General features: G+C 52.3%; 22 protein-coding genes and 1 pseudogene. 12 read left to right on the plus strand and 11 right to left on the minus strand.

Translation table 11 applies throughout. The features are described 5' to 3' along the window. Positions 1–59: 59 nt before the first annotated feature. From BTE54_RS20410 to ribA, 4 genes are all read right to left on the minus strand, one after another. Positions 60–1,538, minus strand: a complete 1,479-nt coding sequence (locus tag BTE54_RS20410; protein ID WP_078053776.1) for an MFS transporter — start codon at positions 1,536–1,538, stop codon at positions 60–62. A 23-nt stretch (positions 1,539–1,561) separates the two neighbouring features. Then, on the minus strand, positions 1,562–1,972 hold the full coding sequence (locus BTE54_RS20415) for a VOC family protein (RefSeq protein WP_143240753.1): 411 nt from the start codon (positions 1,970–1,972) through the stop codon (positions 1,562–1,564). A 99-nt stretch (positions 1,973–2,071) separates the two neighbouring features. Beyond that, complete coding sequence (locus BTE54_RS20420) at positions 2,072–3,808, minus strand: WD40 repeat domain-containing protein (protein ID WP_078053778.1); 1,737 nt, start codon at positions 3,806–3,808, stop codon at positions 2,072–2,074. Next, the gene (ribA, locus tag BTE54_RS20425; RefSeq protein ID WP_078053779.1) at positions 3,805–4,434 is read right to left on the minus strand and encodes a GTP cyclohydrolase II RibA; all 630 of its coding nucleotides are present in this window, start codon (positions 4,432–4,434) and stop codon (positions 3,805–3,807) included. The genes BTE54_RS20420 and ribA overlap by 4 nt, the downstream gene beginning before the upstream one ends. A 608-nt stretch (positions 4,435–5,042) precedes the next feature. Here ribA and BTE54_RS20430 point away from each other — a divergent pair. The 11 genes from BTE54_RS20430 to BTE54_RS20480 all read left to right on the plus strand — a co-directional run bounded on the left by BTE54_RS20430 (position 5,043) and on the right by BTE54_RS20480 (position 15,867). Then, positions 5,043–6,062 (plus strand): SUMF1/EgtB/PvdO family nonheme iron enzyme, encoded by a 1,020-nt coding sequence (locus tag BTE54_RS20430; RefSeq protein ID WP_198939199.1) that lies wholly within the window; start codon positions 5,043–5,045, stop codon positions 6,060–6,062. 107 nt (positions 6,063–6,169) lie between these two features. Next, positions 6,170–6,868, plus strand: a complete 699-nt coding sequence (locus BTE54_RS20435; RefSeq protein ID WP_078053780.1) for a LuxR family transcriptional regulator — start codon at positions 6,170–6,172, stop codon at positions 6,866–6,868. Between the two features lie 78 nt (positions 6,869–6,946). After that, positions 6,947–7,594 (plus strand): acyl-homoserine-lactone synthase, encoded by a 648-nt coding sequence (locus BTE54_RS20440; RefSeq protein ID WP_078053781.1) that lies wholly within the window; start codon positions 6,947–6,949, stop codon positions 7,592–7,594. Positions 7,595–7,598: 4 nt separating this feature from the next. Then, complete coding sequence (locus BTE54_RS20445; RefSeq protein ID WP_158080274.1) at positions 7,599–7,847, plus strand: helix-turn-helix transcriptional regulator; 249 nt, start codon at positions 7,599–7,601, stop codon at positions 7,845–7,847. A 213-nt stretch (positions 7,848–8,060) separates the two neighbouring features. Next, entirely contained in the window at positions 8,061–9,077 is a 1,017-nt protein-coding gene (locus BTE54_RS20450; protein WP_078053783.1) for a methyltransferase, read from the plus strand. A gap of 16 nt (positions 9,078–9,093) precedes the next feature. Beyond that, positions 9,094–10,386: a glycosyltransferase gene (locus BTE54_RS20455; protein ID WP_078053784.1), complete on the plus strand. Its 1,293-nt coding sequence runs from the start codon at positions 9,094–9,096 to the stop codon at positions 10,384–10,386. Positions 10,387–10,404: 18 nt separating this feature from the next. Beyond that, positions 10,405–11,325, plus strand: a complete 921-nt coding sequence (locus BTE54_RS20460) for a glycosyltransferase (RefSeq protein ID WP_078053785.1) — start codon at positions 10,405–10,407, stop codon at positions 11,323–11,325. Between the two features lie 95 nt (positions 11,326–11,420). Further along, positions 11,421–12,044 carry a methyltransferase domain-containing protein gene (locus BTE54_RS24850; RefSeq protein WP_112403193.1) on the plus strand — a complete coding sequence of 208 codons (624 nt, stop codon included), beginning with the start codon at positions 11,421–11,423 and terminating at the stop codon, positions 12,042–12,044. A 305-nt stretch (positions 12,045–12,349) separates the two neighbouring features. Further along, positions 12,350–13,516: a galactosyltransferase-related protein gene (locus BTE54_RS20470; protein WP_158080275.1), complete on the plus strand. Its 1,167-nt coding sequence runs from the start codon at positions 12,350–12,352 to the stop codon at positions 13,514–13,516. 11 nt (positions 13,517–13,527) lie between these two features. Then, complete coding sequence (locus BTE54_RS20475) at positions 13,528–14,748, plus strand: NAD-dependent epimerase/dehydratase family protein (protein WP_078053788.1); 1,221 nt, start codon at positions 13,528–13,530, stop codon at positions 14,746–14,748. Between the two features lie 72 nt (positions 14,749–14,820). After that, the gene (locus BTE54_RS20480) at positions 14,821–15,867 is read left to right on the plus strand and encodes a glycosyltransferase (protein ID WP_078053789.1); all 1,047 of its coding nucleotides are present in this window, start codon (positions 14,821–14,823) and stop codon (positions 15,865–15,867) included. A 57-nt stretch (positions 15,868–15,924) separates the two neighbouring features. On the opposite strand, the gene BTE54_RS20485 is transcribed toward BTE54_RS20480, so the two are convergent. The 7 genes and pseudogenes from BTE54_RS20485 to BTE54_RS20515 form a co-directional block, all read right to left on the minus strand. Further along, a complete protein-coding gene (locus BTE54_RS20485; protein ID WP_078053790.1) occupies positions 15,925–16,338 on the minus strand; it encodes a hypothetical protein in 414 nt (137 codons plus the stop codon). 225 nt (positions 16,339–16,563) lie between these two features. Beyond that, entirely contained in the window at positions 16,564–17,310 is a 747-nt protein-coding gene (locus BTE54_RS20490) for a hypothetical protein (protein WP_078053791.1), read from the minus strand. Between the two features lie 262 nt (positions 17,311–17,572). After that, positions 17,573–18,829 (minus strand): MFS transporter, encoded by a 1,257-nt coding sequence (locus BTE54_RS20495; protein ID WP_078053792.1) that lies wholly within the window; start codon positions 18,827–18,829, stop codon positions 17,573–17,575. 537 nt (positions 18,830–19,366) lie between these two features. Beyond that, positions 19,367–19,499: pseudogene (locus BTE54_RS24855) on the minus strand (IS110 family transposase); the annotation flags it as partial. A gap of 246 nt (positions 19,500–19,745) precedes the next feature. After that, positions 19,746–20,111 (minus strand): hypothetical protein, encoded by a 366-nt coding sequence (locus BTE54_RS20505; protein ID WP_034499653.1) that lies wholly within the window; start codon positions 20,109–20,111, stop codon positions 19,746–19,748. A 146-nt stretch (positions 20,112–20,257) separates the two neighbouring features. Next, on the minus strand, positions 20,258–20,539 hold the full coding sequence (locus BTE54_RS20510; RefSeq protein ID WP_078053794.1) for a hypothetical protein: 282 nt from the start codon (positions 20,537–20,539) through the stop codon (positions 20,258–20,260). 154 nt (positions 20,540–20,693) lie between these two features. Next, positions 20,694–21,029: a hypothetical protein gene (locus tag BTE54_RS20515; RefSeq protein WP_078053795.1), complete on the minus strand. Its 336-nt coding sequence runs from the start codon at positions 21,027–21,029 to the stop codon at positions 20,694–20,696. 303 nt (positions 21,030–21,332) lie between these two features. Between BTE54_RS20515 and BTE54_RS20520 the strand changes: the two genes are divergently transcribed. Continuing rightward, positions 21,333–21,620, plus strand: a complete 288-nt coding sequence (locus BTE54_RS20520) for a hypothetical protein (protein WP_034499648.1) — start codon at positions 21,333–21,335, stop codon at positions 21,618–21,620. Positions 21,621–22,021 lie beyond the last annotated feature (401 nt).

A 22,021-nucleotide genomic window follows, 5' to 3' on the forward strand; every position in this document is an offset into this window, starting at 1 on the left:
AACTATTAGAGGATCTGTGGCAATCTAGGATACGGGTTCGCTCGATCCGTACCTTCGGGTTACACATTAGTAGTCCTGTCGAGGGAGGTCTTATTCAATGATTTTATCCCATTTGGGTCAGAGGTCTTAATCGGCGAGACGATGCGCGTTGCGAAGAGGGCGAGCGGCACAACAAGCGCAGCGACGGTAGAGGTAGTGAAGTACAGCCACCATGCAGCATTCGATAAACTATTCAAATTCACTACGTCCGACACGCCGTTGAAATTCACGACCAATCCGGCAACCGCAGCGCCCAAAGCGCTAGCGAACTGTTGAATAATGGGGATAGACGCCGAGGTTAAATCCTCTTCACGAGGCAGTGCGCGAGATAACACCGCACTTTGCAGATGTGGCCAACAAACACCTATCCCTAAACCCAATCCGGACAAGCAAACTACTATCGCGACCGTTTCGTTTCGGTCGACGGCGACCCTGGGCACAGGAAGAAAAATTGAAAGCCCTACAAACGACAGAAAAACAACGATGGGCCCAACGAGGACGGCAATTCGGGCTTTTCGTCCGGTAAGTCCCGCGGAGCAGATCGCTCCCAACATCCATCCAAAAGCGATGGTCGACACCATATAGCCAGCCCAAAGCGGTTGCTGTTTTTTTAAGAGCTGCAAGAAGTACGGTACATAAATTTCACTCGCTTGGCAGGCGCTGATTAAGATCATCATGAGGTACAAAATGAATAACGGTGAGTGCATTGAGAATGCACCCGTGGGAAGGAGTTTTGCCAAGGAATAATTCTCGCGCCACACAATCACTGCCGCGGATATAAATCCGAGAAGAAGAAAGGCCCCTGCAATGAGAATATTCAATTCTGCGGCGGTGCCAGCCAACGAAAGCAACATGATCGACGCCGAAAGAAGAACAATCTGAAGCAATGGTGGCGGCGAGTCTTTCGAACCAGCAAACTCCTCAGGCAGTACTGACCATGCAATGAAAAAGAGAGAACACGCGGCAGGCAGAAGTATCCAGAAAGAGAGCCGCCATAATTCTGCGGCAGCCATGACTCCGCCGATTGCGGGTCCCAATAAAGTCGCCCCCCCCCACACCACCGACATCAAAGCCAATGCTCTCGGCCATAAACTTTCTATAAATAACGCCCTGACCATAGAATAGGATATGGCGACAAGAATGCCTGCGCCGAACCCTTGAACAAAACGCCCTAAGAGCATGCTCTCCATGTGCAGCGCAGTACCACAGAGAAGGCTGCCGATGGCGAATGATGCCGCTCCGATTGCATAAACCTGACGAGGCCCCAAGCCCGCCGGATGGTGGGCAACAAACACCGATGCGAGTATCGAGGCCACTATGTAGAGAGTAGTGTTCCAAGCGAGAAGATCAACACCACCAATATCTTTTACGATTGAGGGCATCAAAGTCGATCCAACAAAAATGTTGATCGCGTGCAAAGCTATTCCGCCACCCAAGACCACTATCTTAGAAAAATTACCGCCTAAAAACAGCGACTTCCATTCCGCAAGAACACTCATTTAGATCCCTATCGAAACAGCGGTTATTCTGGGCTATATACCTCAATTGTCCATCCATCGGGATCTTGGAAATAAAGAGCAACACGAGACGTTCCTGGCATCTCATAGATAGTTGCCTCGGGATTGTTTCCCCTTACAAGGGTGACTCCATTGTTGCTCAAATGCTCCCCCCAAAGCAGTACTCCCTGACGGTCAGTCCGAATTCCAAAGTGGATCCTCTCATCAGGTTTTCCTTGGTAATCGACCGCTTCCTCCAAGAAAAAATCGAAACCGCGGAAAGACGCGGCGATCTTCCTAGGGCCCAGATGGTTCACATACGAGAAGCCCAAAACTTCGCTGTAAAACGCCCATGAAATGTCCAAGTTATTCACCAGGATGTTGAGATGTTTTATCTCGCTGACTTTTATTATTTCCAGCGTTGGACTAGACGCCATGATGATCTCCTTCAAACAGTAGTTTCTCGACTGCTCTGTTGACGGTCAGAATGGGTGATAAGCGATACGTTTTATCTGTGATCGAGAACCTGTCACTGATCATTCGGCCGCCATTAACTGATTATAGGGCACATCTAGTCTCACATTCACCGAAACGGTTTCGTCGCAAATGGTCACACCATAGACTCTTCCGTCGTAGCAACTCGCCACGAAGCTGCTTGTTACATCCGTCGAAATCGATGAGATACCGCTGGTGCTTGGGCGCACGACATTGAGCCACGTATTAGTCTCGAGGTTATACACTGCGATGCGTCCGCCGTAGTCTCCCGTGGCGATGTACGTTTCATTGGAAGCGACACATTTCGAAGAGTTTCGATGGGGTGTTTTTATTTCCTCTATCTCGCTCCGCCGCCAAAGCCGTAAGGTTAGGTCCCTGCTCACGCTGCAAAATACGCCTGGCGCAACGACGGCACATCCGTTTGCGATCTGGCGGTGTTTTCCGATCCAAGTCTCAATGACTGAAAACGAGCCAACGGAGGCGACGGCCGCGTTGCGATTAGCGCTAACTGCAAAGATCACTTCGCCATCTGTCGCCACGCCCTTGATCGCATTTTCATGCATCTTGATCGACGTCACGACTTCAACCTTGCCGTCGATCTCACGAATGATAACCACTTCGCCGGTGTAAGTTCCGATTGCGGCATGCGGAATATCATCGCGCAGAAACGCACATGCACAGTTTAGCGGAGAGTGGTGTTGATAAACGACTTCTCCCGTCATCGCATTGTGAATACTCCCCATCTGGCCGCCGGTCACGAGAGTGCTGCCGAAGCGCGTAAAAAAATTGCAAAGACCGTTCATATCGGCAACAAACGCGTTGTCTTTCCTTACAATGCCAGCGTCGCCGACCGTATACAACGCATCTCCAACTGGCAAAACCGCGTTCACGCTCTTGCTCGCTTCATAGTCAATATCGTCCCAGGTACCGTTTCGAATATTGTAGACTGCATAGGTCGAGCCGAACGTGGCAAAAGCGATCTTCTCTTTACCCACGAAGGAGCAAGACCGAGGCCAGATTATATTTGGCAATGCAGCCTCGGCGAGTTTGACGATCGCTTCCGCATTGACTTGCCAGATCTTCATCTTCCGATCATAACTGAGACTGACTAGTTGCCGCGACACCGGAGAATAAACAAGTCGTTTGATGCCGGCTTCATGTGCAGTCACACTCGAAATTGCTGTCTCTCCGCGCAGGATCGATATACGGCCTTCATCATCTCCCGCAAAAATAAGTCCCTCGGGGGTTATCGCTACCGTATCGGTTTCGATCCCGTCAAAGTTGCTGACGGAGAGTTGCGAACCATCGCCGGCTGTCCACTGGCGAACGGATCCGTCGTCGCTGCTCGAAACAATCTCGGTACCTGAAGGCATCCACGCGACCGAGATCACATCAGCAGTATGTCCGAGGCAAGTTGCCAGATGATTGCCGTCAATGTCGAAAATGCGGATCGAATGATCTCGTGAGCAGGTTGCGACACGTTTTCCGTCAGGGGAAAACGCCACCATCTCGACGTCATCTGTATGACCCGAAAGGACAGCTCGCAACCGCATTGATGGGACGTCCCAAATGCGTGCTGTATAATCGCTACTAGCACTGGCGAGCAGATCGCCAACGGGAGAGAATACGCACATGTTAGCTAGATGGTCGTGATTGACCCTGGCCAAGGCTTGATGCGACCTCGCATCCCAGAGGATCAACTGATTGTCGTACCCCGCGCTGGCGACGTACATATCCTGGAAGCTGGCAACGCCGCTGATTGGCGCGATGTGTTTCATGATACTGTTCTCCTCGTTTGTGGAACAAACTCAATGTTATGGCCTGCGAAAGCGACTTTGCTTTCCAGGTATCGACGATTGAACTCATTGAGGTGAACGCCTGTTGGCAAAGCCTTCACAACGGCGATCCCGGCCTCTCGGATTTCTCTTACTTTGAGAGGGTTATTGGTGATGAGGTGGATCGCGCCAAGTCCGAGAGCCAGAAGCATCGCACCGGCGGCTTCAAAGGAGCGGGGATCGGCGGCATGCCCGAGACGCACATTCGCCTCGAAGGTATCCAATCCTTCGTCCTGGAGTTTGTAGGCATCAAGTTTGGCGTTCAAACCGATCCCGCGTCCCTCCTGGCGCAGATAGATTATATATCCACCACATTCGGTCATGCGCTCAATCGCCTCGTTCAATTGAGGGCCGCAGTCGCATCGCAAAGACTGAAAAACGTCTCCCGTGACACACTCGGAGTGCACCCGAACGAGAGGCAGGCCCTCAATCAGATGCGGGTTCACGCAAAGGGCAAAATGTTCCTTGCCATCGAGGAATCCATCGAAGGTGATGAATTCCGCGATTGCTTCTTTGATTCCCAGCGGGATTGTCACGCGCTGGCGAACAGCAATCTTATGTGATGCCATTTTCTCAGAACCTCCCGGATTTTGATTCAATGACGCAAAAAATCGACCGAGGTGTACTCAGCTGAAATCTAGTAGTTTTTACTTAAGCATTTGTTTTTATACGATTTTATTTCGTAAACGCTTAACTCAAACTTGTCTTTGGCGCAATTGTTAAAGTACGATGCGCCTGACAATTCCAGCGAGCAGACAGATGGGTGACACGCAATACATGACAGCGCTAACTCTCGTCAGCACCGGTTTGGGGGCGTTCTCCCAACCCGTGTGTCGGATACGTATCGTCTTGGACGGCAAAATCGTCGGCCGCGACATTACAAGTCCGATCGAAGGACCGCATGCCTAAAAGATGCATTTCGAGAGGCTGGAGCGACTGCGAAGGGCGCGACCGCCTACAATAGGACCCTGTATTGGTGGTGACGAACGTCTGATGCTCGCACCTTTGGGAGCCGATGATGTTTGCCCGACGTCGGTTCTCGAACTCATCAATTCGGCAGCGTCAGGTCCGGATTGCTCTGAGCGATACCTTACAGAGAGCGGAAAGGACGTTTTCAAAGTGCCTGGACTGCAGGCGAGATCGAACGCGAGACGTTGGCCATCAGGGAGGAGATCAGATGGATAAAAGTATGCCCGGCGTCAGCCGCTACATCGGAGATGCCGCCGATATCAATGCTATGTCGGATCGGGAAGCGCTTGGTACTGCGGAAGGCTTTCGTTCATGTCGTTTTGACTCGATCAAGGGTAATATCTTCGCTTTGAAGGGCAGCGGCAACGAAGAACTCGCGGCCGTGGTGGAATCGACGTGGGCATCACTGGCCGATCGTCTGGCTGCAGGGATTTTGCTGGGGTTGATGGGAGACCATCGTCTGGCTGCAACGGCTCCTTGCATGGTTGAAGTGCCGCGGGCGCAGGTCAAGATTGGAACCTCACCCATTGAGGTAGGTGCGATTTGTGCGCGACATCCCGATCTGGGATTGAAAGAAGAGTGGTTGATCAAAGAGACACCGTCGTTTGAGATCAATCTCGAGGCTTTCAGAATCGGCAAATATCCGGTCACCAACATCGAATATCGCCGCTTCCTGGTCGAAAACCCCAGGGAAACGCCACCTACATCCTGGCCGTTTGGTTATTTTCCCTTAGAAAGGAGCAACCATCCCGTCTATTCAGTTAGGCCGGAAGCAGCCGACCGATATTGCAGATGGCTGTCCGAAAAAACCGGTCGCCTCTTCAGGCTCCCGACCGAATTCGAATGGGAGTACGCCGCCGCCGGCTCAACTGGTCTTGAATACCCATGGGGCGACGAATTCGACCCCGAAGCTGCCAACACCCTTGAACTCGGTCTCTTTCGATCCGTGGCCGTTGGTTCTTTTGCAAAAGGCGCGTCTCCTTTCGGTGTTTTTGATATGGCGGGGACGGTCGAAGAATATGTCAGTGATTGTTATATGCCTTATCCCGGTGGCGAGTTCGTCCGTGACGATCTCGTCTCGTTTCTGGGCGATAAGTATCGGGTCGCGAGGGGCGGATCATTTACGCGGTTTCGAGACATGGCCCGTTGTCGACGCCGACATGGCGGCCCGCTTGACCGTGCGTTTTACGTAATGGGTTTTCGGCTGGCAGAAACGATCACATCATGACGTCGTGGAGGCCAACCCAAAATTGTTAACACAACTAACATTGACCTCTTTATGCAATCGTGATCCATTTATCTCGCAAAGGTTGAATATCAGGCGGGAGGCCTGCTATGTTCGATAGAAATCCACCGGCTTTCGAGACGCTAGAAGATGCCAGACGTTACCTCAGGTCCTTTGTGGGCACTGCCGGCATAACCAACCTGGCGTACCTCGCAATCTCGCTTCCTTTTGCGGACGACGCCGCTCCACTCGCCATAGCTACCTACTCGGCCGAATGGGCGAGTCATTATCTCGGCAGGGAATATTTCCGAATTGATCCTGCAATCGTACAAGGCCTGACCGGCATTCTCCCATTCGATTGGAGTTCACGACCATACACAGGGGCCGCAATAAAGCGATTTTTTGGAGAGGCAAAGGAATTTGGGGTTAGCCACCAAGGCCTCTCCTTTCCCATTCGCGGCGCCTACGGCGAAAAGGCAATGTTTTCGATCAATAGCGATCTCTCTTCCCGCGACTGGGAACGATTCAAATCCCTGAGATTTGGCGAAATCGCCATGTTTGCTTACTTTTTTCACCTTGAGGTTCTGGCCTTGTGCGGTGCAATTGAGATTCAAGTGCCTCAGTTATCAAAGCGCGAAACGGATGTTTTGAAGTGGGCCTCAGAAGGCAAGTCCGCTTGGGAAAGCGCAAAGATCATGGGCTTGACCGAGAACACGGCAAACTTCTATCTCCGAAATGCGATCTCAAAACTATCCTCGTCCAACAAAACTCAGGCGGTTGCTGTTGCGGTGCGCCGAGGCATCCTATGACGTCAATACTCAACTAATCGAGTATTTATCAACACAACCTGCACGAATATGTTGCGGCCGTCTTGGAGGAGCGGTTTGATGATAATTTTCGATTATGCCGACCAGCTCGCGCAAACAAACAAGGAATTGCTTGATCAGCTCTATCGACTTCGAGCGCGGTCGTTTCTCGACAGGAGAGGTTGGTCTGTCGTCGTCAAAGCCGGAAAAGAAATTGACCACTTTGACAAGCTCAATCCGCTTTACGTTCTGTCGGTGAGCAGGCAGGGCCAACTTCTCGCATCGCTCCGGCTCCTCCCCACAACAGGTCCTCACATGCTCTCGGACGTTTTTCCCGAGACAATGAGCGGAACACCGCTCATTCGCCATCCGTTGATCTGGGAAAGCTCCCGATTTTGTGTCGACACCAAAGCCGTCACTGACCACACTGACCACGGACTAAACTATGCCACCGGCGAGCTGTTGACAGGCTTGTTTGAAATTGCGCTTGGTGCGGGTGTTCTGAACATCGTGTCGGTCTATGATTTGCTCCTTGAGCGGATTCTCCGCAGGGCGGGATGTCGGTTCGATCGCTTGGGATCGCCTTACGAGTACGACGGCTTGCCTACCGTTGCTGGCGTCTTTGACGTGTCTGCCGACTCGATCCGTTCCATTCGGGAGAGATCAGGGATTCGAGGCGATGTCTTCGAAGATTGTTCAAATCCGCCCAAAATCCAGCGGAGAGCTTGAAGAGATGGAACCAGCACCCACTGATATGTCTTCAATGAGTGTTGCAAACGAGCTTGCGACCCTCACCAAAAGAGAAAAAGACGTGCTTCGGCTGATCGTACAGGGGCGGTCTGCCAAGGAAGCAGCTGTGGATCTCGCGGTCAGTAAGAGAACCATTGAGGTCCATCGATACAATGCGATGAAGAAGCTTCGCGCCAAAAATGCAGCGCAGATTGCGTTTCGGTATGCCTCTCAGCTTTTGGCAAGCAACTGAGGCATGTCTCGCTGTTGAGCCGACGCATGCGTCACTCCAACGAACTATGAAAGCAGCGGATCTGGCGCGAGCGTGCCCTGACCGCTGATCCTACTTGGCACCTGGCATGCCTGCTGATCGCCAAGCCCGGATTCCTCGACTGCTTGCAGGACTTGGTCCGAGTGTGTGCAGTGATCGGCATAACCCAAACAAACAGGAACGACGAGGAAGAAAATGAGCGACGCAATTCCAGAAATGACGGTAGGCTCCATTTTCAGGATGGGCGACCAGTTTCATGATTCAGCGCTTCTACATTTTGCCGTCGCCGAACGGCTTTTCGATGACCTTGTTGATCAGACCAGCGCTGCCGAACTTGCAGCACGCCGCGGTTGGTTGCCGGAGAAAAGCGAAATCGTCCTCAACGCGTTGACCGCTTTGGGGTTGCTTCGCAAGGCTGGTGAGAGGTTCCAGAATACGCTCTCGTCTGACTCATTCCTGCGCTCCACATCCACAGAGTTCGTTGGTCCCATTATCGATCATCAACGGCTACAATGGTCCCTTTGGTCAATGATAGGGCAGTCTCTTGTCACTCAGCATTCCACCGTGCATCAGCAGGAGAATCGGCTGGCCAGTGACAGCAAGGCCAACGCTGCATTCAATCAGGCGATGATACGGCTCGCAAAGGATAACATTTCCCAGTTGTTGGAGAGCGGCCTGTTTGCAGGTGCCGGACGAGTACTCGATATATGCGGTGGACATGGTGCCTATCTAGCGGAAATAGCCAAACAATACCCGAACGTTACCGGCGAGGTCTGGGATCTGGCGACGACAAGAGAAGTTGCAGAGCAACAGTTCCGCTCGGGTGCCCTGGAGTCTCGCCTCAGTTTCCGCGAAATTGACATACGCAAAACTGATTGGCGGACGGATGAGCAGTGTGATCTGTGCATGCTAAACGACTGCTTGCACTATTTCACCTACGCCGAAATCCAGGTGATCATTAAGGGCGTGGTCTCGCTACTCCGCCCAGGCGGCAAACTTATCATTCTGACGATGACGCTTGATCCCACCGGGACGGCGCCTCCCAGTGCAGCAGGCTTTTCACTTCACATGATGCTGAATACGCGTCACGGCAAACTTCATCCCACTGATTCAATTGTTGAGCTGCTGCGTGGGGCAGGCCTGCAAACGACCGCAACGACGATCGGGGCGCTGGCTCGCTACACGATGATCGTCGGCGAAAAAAATAGCTAACCATCAGGAGGCGCCGATGGAGAAAGTTGCGATCGTTGTGTGCGCAATCGACGGAATGGAAAGCATGGAGACCGGTGTCGGTGTCGTCGTCAACTCATTCATTGAACACTTCTCGGAGGCGGCCGAAGCAGAAGTGTCGGGCACTCAAGTTTCGGTCTCTCTGCATTGTTTTTTTCCTAAAATGCTCGAAGGGGCAACTGGGCTGCGTGAGGACCTATTGGCAATAACAAAGCGGAAATGCGCCGCGACAGGCGGAGACATCGTCTGCCTCCCAACGTTGTCGGACGCTCGCGAGTGGACCAGCATGTGGTTCGGCACTTCGATGAACTCCGTTCTTCAGCAATGGTCTTTCTTGAGCCGCGAAGCAGCAAAGAAGTTGGATGAGCTTTGCGAGCGATACGATCGAGTGGTCGCGGTCCTTCACGACACGCCGTTTGCGGCGACGATGAGATATTTGAAATCTCCTGAACGCCTCTCCTGTGTTTGGGTCCCACACAGCCTGGGCTCGATATTTGACATAGATACGGACAGGTACGAATTCGAAAGGCACGCCATACAAATACACACTTCGCTGCACGGTCGGGTGGGGTACGTCAGCGAGTTTTTCCAAACAGTACTTCGCGAGCAATATGACGTGTCTCCGGTCGACATGTTGGCCTTCGAACACGTGCTCGACGTGAATTCCTCGCGCTATCAGAAAAAATTCGGCAGCCGATCAGATTTTATCGACCTACTGCCGACAGCTAGTCCGCTCATATTCTCTTGGGGGCGCTGCAAGCCACAAAAGGGATTCGATCTCATTCTCGAGGCAGCTGCAACATTCCTCACCGATCCGGACTTTGATGAGTACCACCTAGCACTCCTGATGCCGGACGCGACGACCGAGCCAGACTATCTCAATCGTGTCAAGGCGTTGGCGGACGTGCTACCGAAAGAGCGGGTCACGATCGGGTGGGAATTTGATCCGGACGCGCCCTATGCTGTCCTGTCAAGCCGTAACCTTAGGTATGTCATTCTGGCTTCGAGATTTGAGGCATTTGGAATCGTTGCGTGTGAGGCAAAAGTCTTCTGCGCCAACAAAGTGAGAATCCTCTTCAGTCCTATCGAACCGTTCATAAGAACGTTCGACGGAACGGAGAATTCCGTTGTGCTCCGCAATCTGTCTGCCGGCGCAATTCTCGACGCCCTCCGGGCGGGAAGCGAAAGTGCCACAGCACGAGCACACGACACAGAGGACTACTTAACCAGACAGCGAGAAATAATCGGCGCGCTTCTTCGTCCTGGCACAGTCACCACAAGATCCATCTGAACTGAATGGGAGAGCAGAATGCGCATGGATGATCGTTTTGAAGCGTCCGTTATCGTTCCGACCTATAACAGGGCGCAGTTATTGGACTGGACATTGCAGAGCCTTGAGAGGCAAGTGACTCGTCACGCATTTGAAGTCATCGTCGTCGATGACGGGTCATCCGACGACACACGAGCGATCGTGGCGCGACACACCGGTGCGCTTTGTTTACAATATCATTTTCAGGAGGATATCGGCTTTCGCCTTGCGGAGGCGCGCAATACCGGGATCATCGCTGCCAACGGAGACATCTGCATATTCACTGACGCCGGCGTCCTGCCATCCTCACGTTTCGTTGATGAGCACGTCAATTGTCACAACGAGGACCTTCGGTCCGATGTTGCAGTCGTCGGCTACACCTATGGCTTCCGCGGACAGATGGAGGACTATGCCGATTTCGAGCATCTCGTTGATCCCGATGATGTTACCGCGACCATCCTGCGGTTGGAAACAGTGAGATCAGGTCACGATATCCGGGACGAGAAATTCTACGCAATTTATGGAGAGGATCTTGCAATACAGCCTGCACCCTGGGTCGCTTTTTGGGGCTGCAATATTTCCGCAAAACGTTCCGCCCTCATGAAAGTTGGAATGTTTGATCCCAACTACAGAGCCTGGGGTTTTGAAGATCTTGACTTGGGCTATCGTCTTTTTGTTGCCGGAAACCGGTTTTGCTTCCGCCGAGCGGCAACAGCGGTCCATTACCCGCAAGAAAAGGACAATGAACAGTCCGACCGATCGGATGTTGAAAATAAGAAATATTTTCATCGCAAGTTTAGGAACAGGGAATCGAGTCTGATCTCGATGACACCCTATAACCTTCGGCTCAACGGCATGATGCTTGCAGGAATGTATCCGCAGGTCTTCAATGAAACCTTTCTTGAGGCCGCTGGATGGTGAGCACCAAAGTGGCTGTTAAGCCGGGTGCCATCAATGCCTGAGTTTTGACTGCGTTACCGTTGCCTGGTTGGCACGCCCAAGGCCTGGAGGGGCAGATGAATATGGAACAGACAACCGCATCGAACCGAAAGAATAACTATCGCGGTCTCGTACCGACGCTATCAGCGGATCACAAGCACCTTGGCGGAAATATCAAGTACGGCGATCCCTTTACATACTGCCCGTCTGTATTGCGGTACGTCGTATCCCGCTTCGCTGTCCGAACCGCCTTGGACGTAGGGAGCGGCACCGGCTATGCGGCAGACTTTCTCTACAGGCAAGGCGTGAGCGTTATCGCAGTGGACGGCCTTGGCGAGAACGTCAGGAACGCAGTTTACCCTACCCTCATGCACGATCTCACGAAATCCGCCGTTCATTGCAACGTTGATCTCGTTTTGTGCCAGGAGGTCGTTGAGCACATTGATGAAGAGCATCTCGACAATGTCCTCTCCAGCCTGTGCTGTGGGAAAATCATAGTCATGACTCACGCACTGCCTGGCCAGCGCGGCCACCACCATGTCAATCTACAGCCGCCGAATTATTGGATAAAGCATCTCGAAGACCGTGGTTGCGGGTTATTGGCCGAAGATACGGATCGTATCCGTCGATGTGCGGAAGTGGATGGTGCATCCTTCATGCGAGATACCGCACTCGTTTTCGCGAACTATGCCCATTACTGACTGGACGGTTAGCCGAACCGGAATGTTTCTTACGCCATCGCACTTTAGTGAAGCGCACTTGGCGTCGTGAGGGCAGACGGACTGTAACCAGGCCTTTCGCGTACAAAGAAGATCTTCGCGGCGCAGTACTCGCTCGGATGTACTGCCAGTACAACCGAATTAGCCGATGGAAGGGCCACTTTATTTGACCATCAGCACTGAAGGGAAGTGATGCAGTTAATCCCGACGAGGTGCAAGGCGCTAAAGCACTGAGGCACCCATACCGCAATCGGTTTTTGATGACGAACGCAACGAGGATCATTGATATGTTTGCGCAAAATGTTGAGTGCGAATTTGATACTGAGCGGGCGCTGATCAGTTCCACGATCACCCACGCAGATCCCTATCCAAAGTTCATAAATCCGAAACGCTGGCTGGAAAATCGGGAAATCCACGCCAAAGCATTCTCCGCTCTGCATCACAGCTACGAGGTTCCCGAGCATATTAGGTTCCAATTTAACCGAGGTGGACCGGTCGACTATGAGATGTTGTACTCACTGGTAAGAGGTCCGATCGTCGCCTTTCTGTCCGCTCCAGGATCTCAGCGGAGCGCTTCTATCACGGAGGTCGCCGCGGAGGTCGCCGAAAAATCGACGCAACTTTTTTGCCGACAGTCGTTCGACCGCGCTGACCAGGAACTGAACGAATTCTCGGATACGTCGGTGTCTATCGCGATAATAATTCCCTTTCGTGCAATAGCAGCGTCAGATGGGCGCCTAGAAAATCTCCGGCTTGCCCTCCAACGACTGGCAGAAGCCAGGGAGCGATTTACCAACCTAACCGTCGTGGTCGTTGAGTCAGACACCATCAGTCGATATGAGGGCGAGGTTACGGCGAGCGGCGCCATCTATCGGTTCCAGAAAGACTCTGGGCCTTTCAATAAGTCGGCCGCCATCAACCTTGGATATCGTTCACTCCCTACCAAGCCGCAATTGCTTTGCGTCCTAGACAGCGACGCCTATCTAGATCGGTTTTTCATAGACATTTGCATTACCGGTTCGCTTCTACGCGGCGACTGTGCGTCCATGCCTTTCCGCGACATGTTCTTTATCGACATTCTCGGTTCTTCCCGCCTTCGTTCACAATGCGTGAAAGGCACGGGCCCACTTACAGGTTATCTTACGAAAAACTCGCCAGGCGGCTGCATTTGGGTAACAAGCGAAATCTTCGAGCGTGTCGGCGGGTTCAACGAAGGCTTCGCAGGATGGGGCGGCGAAGATCGTGATTTCTACAACAAGGTCGCCGGCCTCGTTCCTGTCATTCGCCATCGGGGTGTCTTCCTGCACCTGTTTCACGAGCGGGCGCCGGAGATTCATGCTTGGGCCCGGAACGGTGGTCCCTGGCAAAATAATTATAGCAAGCGAGAAAATCCGGATCAGGAGCTCATACACTCAATATCTCTCCCCGAGCGGCCATCCGCAATTGACGTTTGAAGGAGATCAAAATGAAGGTTGTAGTTACAGGCGGCGATGGGTTCTGCGGCTGGCCGACGTCGCTGCATCTAGCCAACAGAGGACATGAGGTCCTCATCATCGATGATGGATCGCGTCGGCGAATTGCCGACGATCTCGCAGCGCAGTCGCTTACGCCTATCGCTAGCCTTGAGCACCGCGTTATAACCTGGAACACGGAATTCGCGGGAAACCTACAATTCCAGTCACTGAATATCGCGGAGAACTTCGATGGGCTGAGGTCTGCACTCCGGCAATTCAAACCGGATGCGATCGTTCATCTCGCCGCACAGCGGTCAGCCCCGTATTCAATGGGGGACCAAGTAAATGGTTACTACACAATCTTCAACAACATACTCGCCATTCAGAATGTTTTGCATTTGCTCGCATCCGAGTTTTGGGGCGTACGGCTCGTTCACCTAGGGTCGATCGGCGTTTACGGTTACAGCGATCATCCGGGCGTTATCCCAGAAGGCCTCGTCGACTTTCGCTATGTCGCAGGCAACGAGCGCCCCGCTCGCGTCCGAGCACGATTCCCGGTCAACCCCGGCTCTCTCTATCATGCGTCAAAGGCTCAGATTGGCGTCTTGCTCGATTACTATCAATCTATGTTCGGCCTCGACGTGGTTGATCTTTACCAAGGCATCGTATGGGGAACGCAAACGGCCGAAACGCAGATGCACGAAAATTTCGTCAACCGCTTCGACTATGACGAATATTACGGAACCGTCGTTAACCGCTTTATGGTGCAGGGAAGTCTCGGCCTCCCGCTTAGCGTCTACGGAAAGGGAAAACAAACCAGGGCCTTCATCCACATTTCTGACACCGTCAAATGCATCGAAACCGCGCTCACTGCCACACGCCGCAACTCACCAGGGGTACAAGTCTATCATCAAATGGCAGAGACGCTTTCCGTCAGCGCCGTTGCAGAAACTGTCGCGCGGTTTACCGGAGCCGAAATCGCCACCATACCCAACCCCCGCGGGGAAGTGGAAGATCACCGATTTGCGGTCGCATCCAACCGGTTTAGAGACCTCGGACTTCGCCCACACACGCTAGCGGACGATTTGCTTCAGGAGATGCAACAGACCGTATTCCGCTACCGCACACGCCTGAATGGTGATGTAATTTCTCCGAGCGTGATTTGGCGACATGCAGACCATCGCTCCAGTGGAAACAGTGGACCCGGCCCCTTTTCCACCGAGAACGCATAACATGCGGCGAGGCGAGTATTCTCATCAAACAACTAAAGAAAACTGGCACCCCTCCAATGACAGAGGAACATTATGGACTGTAGCGTCATCATTCCACATCGTGACCGCCAATCGGCTCTGGGCGCAACGCTCGCCTCGCTTGAAAAACAAGTCACATCCCGTCGCTTTGAAGTCATTGTCATAGATGACGGCAGTATCGAACAACCGGACGCGATGTTGATGACGCAATTCTCGGAGCCTCATTTTGTCTTCGTCAGCCAAGAAAGACGGGGCATCAGCGCGGCAAGAAATACCGGTTGGAGACGGTCCTCCGGGCGGATCATCATATTTCTCGATTGTGACCAGGTGACGAAGCCGGATTTCGTGGAAAACAGTTGCTTGCCATTTGATGAGTACCCGGACGACATCATTCAATTTGGAGAACGTAATTTCCTGACGGACTCTGCCGATGTCTCTGGAGACGCACCTTGGCACCAACCTTCTCGGCCCGACGAACGCTTCCGGGTGTTTGACCTACTTTCCTGCAATATGAGTTCGATAAGGATGGGTTGGCACCTATGTTACGGGCATAACGTTGCTGTGCGACGCGAAACGCTGATGCGTGCCGGTGGCTTTGATGAGGATTTCACCGGCTGGGGATTGGAAGATTGCGAATTTGCCTTTAGGCTCGTCTCCACTGGTTCCAAGCTCGTTTTCAATCCTGCCATTGCGGCATATCATCAACACCACGAGACACTGGACAAGCAGAGCCGCTTTGAACGCTGGTCGTCCAATCTGCTCGTATTTGAGAATAAGCATCCGTGCTTCGCCGTAAGGCTCCAGCACATTGTAAAAGATTATTTCGATCCTCGCAGTTCCTCGAAAGACTGGACGCGCTGCGTCTTGGCCATGGAATTCGCCGCTCGTACCCAAGCTTTCGGCATTCCAACCAGCAAAGAAAGCCACGTGCTCTTCAATCCATCCCTGTCTAAGGTCATCGAGGCGGGGGAGAGGTTTCCTGACTACAATATTGCCGTGATGATGCCACGCCGGGAATTCATGAAGGCCGTCACGATTCAGATCAATCCCAGCTTTCGAAACGTCCGTTTGCATGTCTATGATGACCGACAAGGTAATTGAATGCCGCAGAATATGAGGGGCAACTGCCTCTTATTTTGGACGCGCAGTCCGCAACATTCACTTCACCCGCGGAATGACGGGCGGGTTCAGGAGTAGCAAAGCGTATAGCACTGCCGCCCCACCGCCGATACCGAAGCTCGCGATAAAATTCGAAAGCCAAAGATCAGGTTTCGATGTTGATGCAATCCAGTAGACAATAGCAAAGACCACGGCAGGGACCGAACTAACGGCGATCCGGCGACGTACAAAAGGGTGAGAGCTCAGCGCTACGGAGGAAAAGCCTGCAGCCACACCGACCACACATACCGTCGCAAGCTCTGAAAGAACAAATGCTTTTCCGAGAAACGTACCAATGATCGCGAAAATACATATGGCGACTGCGACCGCCACCACGTATATTCCGATCGCCATCGCTACCGAAAATCTAAGCGGGAACTTCTTGGTCGAGTACCTGAACATCATCACCATCATCGGAGCTCGTCATACCTGTAACACCACGATCTTACGGTTGTAGGACCTCAACAGTACTTGAGGTCAAGCAAAAATCCTGAATTCGATTGTGCTCGAAAGTGGGGCAGATCAATCGCCGAACCAATTCGCGAGAAATCGACGGAACAAGTGAATACGAAACGTTTGTTGCCATGCTCTTTTAAGTCCTTGGGGCAAGGATCGACCCTAAAATCCCGCCGCTAAGCATCAGTCGAAGTTGCGCAATTTGAATTCTAGTTGAGCAATCTGCGCCCGCAGTTCCGCCTCAGTGCTATTAATATATTGGATGTTTTTTACAAAATTAGCAGGATGAACAAGATCATAAACTGCGCCCGCGCGATCTTCGGCATGAAATCGGAAACTCACCGGAGTTCCTTCCCTGGCAAACAACAAAATGTTTTGCCGGTACCACCACTCCACAGCATTGTTTGTCCAGATTTTCGGCCTTATGACGTCGTAGCACTCGTAGCCCGTCGTGCGAAACAGCTCCGCCCAATAGCTTTGCCACCGCTCGTTCAGATGGTTTGTTCCACCTTGGAACGGGATCGCCGCGCTAAAAAGCACGACATCCGACGCTCGACACAAAAGCTCCACGAAGGTTTCTGCAGATGACGGACGTAGGTGCTCAGCAACCTCTAGGGACAAACACAAATCGTATCGCATCGAAACGGCTATACTTGGGTTTTCAAGGTCCTCCGTCTGCAAAACAATCTCAGGCGAGAGAAGGTCTTCTTTTCCGATCCAGGCACCTTCAACCCCTTGCAGAATCTTTGAACCAAGAGAGCCAGCCTCGCGGAGCCACGCACCTCGACCACATCCGATATCAATCACCGACTCAGGTTTGAAGATCTCGTACAAAACCGAAAGCACCACCTTCGCCGAACGAGTCATTCCGTCACGGTGAGCTTCATAGAAACTATCAGGATAAGACACGTCCGTCTCCGAAGCTTTCATCACGAACTCCAGTTCTTGCCCTAAGGCGAAATTGACTGCTCCGGTGGCTCAAGGCCACACTCACTCCCATCTAGTACCGCGCGCCTAAGATAATAAATTTCGATGCAGCCAGCCATCTACTAGCAAAACAAAACAGCAAATTCGGATAAATATCAAGAATTTACTCACCAAATTTAAGAACAAAATCAGCTGAAAATAGTAAAATAAGTAAATATACGTAGACACGCCGTCGGGGAATCGATCTCCCGCATGAAGAGCGCGATCAAATACCCTCGCGCGTCTCGATGTTATCTGCCTCAAGTTGTGGTGGACTTTTGCTTGACTCCGACGCGGCCACAGATTTGAAAAAATCTGTCCAATTAACGGAGACCATCGCTGCCCCAACAAGACATAAGACGCCGGCGACAAGTGGTATCTGGTGCAGGTCCACAACTGACATAGTGTAAGCGAAAAGTGTCGCCGCAATCATGGATCCCAGAAACCCTGTTACTGTAATAAGAGAACTTCCGAGGCCGGGTCCACGCACAATCTCCTGAACGTAGCCTATGCTTACACTCATGATTGCCGAAGCCGCGATCACATGGGTGAATAGCCATAAATAGTAGAGAATTGGAGAGTTGATCAATGGAACCAGAAGCAGGTGGATCGCCTCGATGAGCGCTGCGATCGTTAACACTCTTCGGTTGGTCAGGCGCTTCAAAAGGACGGCCCATCCGAAAATCATCGGAATTTCCAAAAGTGCGATACCACCGCTAGCTAATCCAAGCATGCCCACGCTTTGTGCGTAGGTTTCCGTTATAAGAAGTGGAAAAATCAACCCATAAAGTTTGAGGCAGCCGTCCAGAAGACCTGCTGCCAATAGGGGCGCGATTGTGGTCCGAGATAGTAACCCTTTGATTGTTGTTCCGTCACCATACCGATCGCTGCGGATTGGGTTTGCGGAGCCCGATATGAGAAAGAGCAAAATTCCATAACACGCTGCGGAGACGAGAGTGAGCGACACCAGTGTCGTGCCCTGCCATAAGAGAAAAGCCGTTAAAGCAGGCGCCATCGTCCATGCTAACGAAGACGACGCCCGGCCAGCCGCAAGGAGGAACGGGCGTCGTTCTGCTGCGAGGCTCAATATCTGCACGCGTAGAACTGCAAAGTTCTGTCCAGGTAGGGTCGCCGGAATTGGAAGGATCAGGATGAACGCGACAGCGAAGAAGTAGTCCGATCGAGAAAGGAAGATGAGGAGAAAGGCCGCCGCGCCCAAAGCCGCACTCAATCTGAGGAATGTCACACGATGTTGCGAATACCTATCAGTCAAAGATCCGATAGAGATTGCGACTAATACGGCGACGCCTGAATTGATAGCGAGCAGGAGCGAGTAAGTTTCAACGTTAAGCCCGAAAGTTTGAAGTGCTAAGAGCGTCTGATATGGGGCAATTGCTGCCGACGCGAATCCAGAAAGAAATATCCCGAGAATCGCCGATCTCGTGGGGGTTTTTTGACGCATGCTGGTGATCGCGGTTACCATCTGACCTCGAGCGAGGATCGCCGATCTCTGCTGAGGGCAGACTTTGCGACCTTTGGGAGCGGATACCAAATTAATCTACCCTTCGTCGAAGAGCCTGTCCATGAGCCGTGATGCGCGTTTGATCAACGGGCTCTATCTAGCGAACAACGTCAGTGCTTTCTGAGAGAACGCTCTTCATTTCGGGCCATCAACCTAGCCAAACCGTTTTGCTCTTGAAGGGAGTCGAACCACCGACCCGCAGTTTAGTGGGTTTTATTGGCAGCATCTTGCCGATCCGGGCAACAGTTTGCTTGCCGGAGTGGCCGGTTTGAGGCCGGGAGCGGAGTGTCCGGTGTTGGACGCATTTATCGGATAGCTGTCGTTTAGTTACCAGACCTCCAAACAGACGTCTGATGCCGCTCGTTTACGCATGCAGAGGGGCCGCCGTTGTAACATGGCGGCAATTTGGCCATGCTCAGAGATTTTCCGTGTAGAAAGGGATCAGTTTCGCCAACGCTTTTTCGACCGGCTCCGGTTTGTCATAGAGGTCATAGTGCGATCCACAGCATCGTTCTTCTCGCGCTTTACGAATGGACACATACTGTGGTGTTATCAGCCGTACTTCATGGCCGAGTTTCGGCAGTTCGCGTGACCAGTAATGAGCCATCCCGCAAGCCTCCATTACGACTATCGAAACGCCCTGCCCGGCTACAAATCTAGGAAATGCTGCCGGGATAGCTTCCGCCGAAACCTGACCTCTCCGGAAAGCGAAGCTCCATGAATCTTGGAAAACGTTCTTCGCGAAATCGCTCCCACTCATAGTGTTGGATGTCATGCCGCCGTCCTTTCACCCGTTGGGTTTAATCCGGCCATCCTCTGACAAGAACGTGCGGGGTGCGTGTACCATCAATCACACCATCTATTCAACGGGACCACGTTAATGGAGGGTTGACGCCGGTCCAGGCGAGCCAAAAAGAACGTCAGCTATCTTGCGGAGATGCTTCCTATCACCGCTAAAAGCGTAGCCTTCCGAGTTCACATCGATGAAAGATGCGAAAACGAACGGCGTCGCCATTGATTCCAGTAGCATGGCTAAGCGTAACATCATTTCTACGTCAACTTTGACGTCAATAATTGCCCCGTCGACATCGCCGGCTTCCAACAGGTTCAAGACTTGCTCGACAGAAGAAACAGGGCCTGCAACGGTGGCTCCGGCGGCAGTAAGTTGCGCATGGCACGCCGCCGTCAACGACGGACGCCGCTCTACCACTATCAGCTTCTTGCCTCTGAAGGCGCGTAACACAGGAATATCCTTATTCGTTCTGCGCTCGCCCGTGCTACGCCAGAGATAGATTTCTGCTGGAGAAAACTAAGCAGCGCAAGTGGCGTTGTATTACCGCTTGCCCATAACTGACCAGCGCACTCGCCGGCCAACTTGTGAAACGTTGATCACTGGTCCGACTCGCCGCATTGCAATTCGGTATCTTTTTGTAGCGCCACTTCTATTTCCTCCGCGGACACCTGCAAAAACTGGCGCTTCACTAATTGGGCGGAGATAGCAGGTATCTCAAGGTGTGTTGCGACAGGTTGATACGAAGGAAAACTGAGACCTTCAATGAGCTGTTCATCAACGACCAGACGATATGTTCCAGCTTCCAAAGGTACTACTAATCCATCCAATACGAACGGATTCGCGAAGGTGATTTCTTTGTATGTCGTTCTTTCTTTCATACCCTTACACTCTTTCCTGACACGTCATTCACACCGCGGCGCAACGTTTATCCTTGACCGTCATCGCTCTCCACTAAGTGGATTTCGACCCCTGAGAAGGATTAACAAAGAGATTGCCTATAGCGCGCCGGCTTCGCTCTTCCAGGGCTATTCATTAGCCCCCAATTGATCGACCACTGGCCTTCCTGAAAAAGCTGAGGACGTATATCGTGTTGCGCGGGACACTTCTGATGGTCTCAAGGACAGGCCGTGATTGGTAGGATTGATTGAGTGAGTCCGCATTCCCAAGACGGCGTTTCAATTGTGCTGCGAGAGCATCGGCAGATGTTTCTCCCGCAAGAAACAGTCTCATTACAAGAAACGCGGCCGTGTTGAATTGTCGCTGGTCATTGCCCAGCAATGTGGCGTTATAGCCCGCACTCTTCAAAACTGACTGGATCATCTCCATCTCTTTCGGGGAGATGGCTGCAAAACTGGGGTGGGAAGACATAATGTCCTCCTCTCGTTGGGGCTAGGGTAACCGACCCTCAACCAGTAGTGCCCGTGACATCGCTACCGACGCCTTACAGTGCGCCTGAATAGCTTAAGACGCAAGCGAATACGGTTTTGGAAAGCTCCAGCGAAGTTCACCAGCCATTCGCTGGTCATTATTGAGCGGCGGCTGCGTTCTAGCACATTGGAATTCCCTTGCTAATGAACCTCAAAACGCGCAGGCTGGTTCCTTCGGTAGCTTTTTTAAAGGGCGTTACCGCTTCAAGGTGAAATCCCTTGGCCCCAACGAAAGGAGGACACGATGTCTTCCACACAAGAATACGGCCCGATTTCGTCTCACGATCTGAATATGTTGCGGTCCCTGTTGTCAGATGCCGGCTTTGAAATCGACACGCGCTCGGATGACGACCGGTCATTCAACAAGGCCACCCGCAAGATAATCGATCTTTTTCAGGGTGGAATGACCGACCCTTCCAAACTCAAAGGAGAAATGCTGTTCCTGTTCGGGGTACAGAAACGGGAACGTGTGCCCTCCCGCAGACCACTCCCGAGGTATGCAATCCAAGGTCTTCCGGGGTTCGGCAGATAGCGGGGAAACACCTGTGCGCGCATATGTTCTTGGAAGCATGATGCTTTGGTCCGCTTTCTTTCTGATCTGGTATTTGTTGACGCTTTATACCGCCAGCAAAGACCTTGAAGAAATACGATCCGGTCCGGCCGGAGGAGTAGTTATGTCTGCGTCCCGATGCGGTGTAGAACTGGCGACTCTTCTCGCGATGGGCGACAAGCTCTTGAAAGCCGGCGGACCAGAAGTGCCGGCGGATTTACGCGCACATATTGAATATTGCATCTCCTCTGATACAGCGAGTCGAGATAGGCTTAGGAAGACACAGCTCATAAGATTTTTCCCCGACGAAAGATAGCCTGCGGACTCCGCCCTTGATTTCATCAACCCCATCATAAAACTTGATGCTCTCTGTTTTCACTCTG

The sequence above is a fragment of the Agrobacterium sp. YIC 4121 genome (genome assembly GCF_002008205.1).
In the GTDB taxonomy this organism is placed as follows: domain Bacteria; phylum Pseudomonadota; class Alphaproteobacteria; order Rhizobiales; family Rhizobiaceae; genus Agrobacterium; species Agrobacterium leguminum.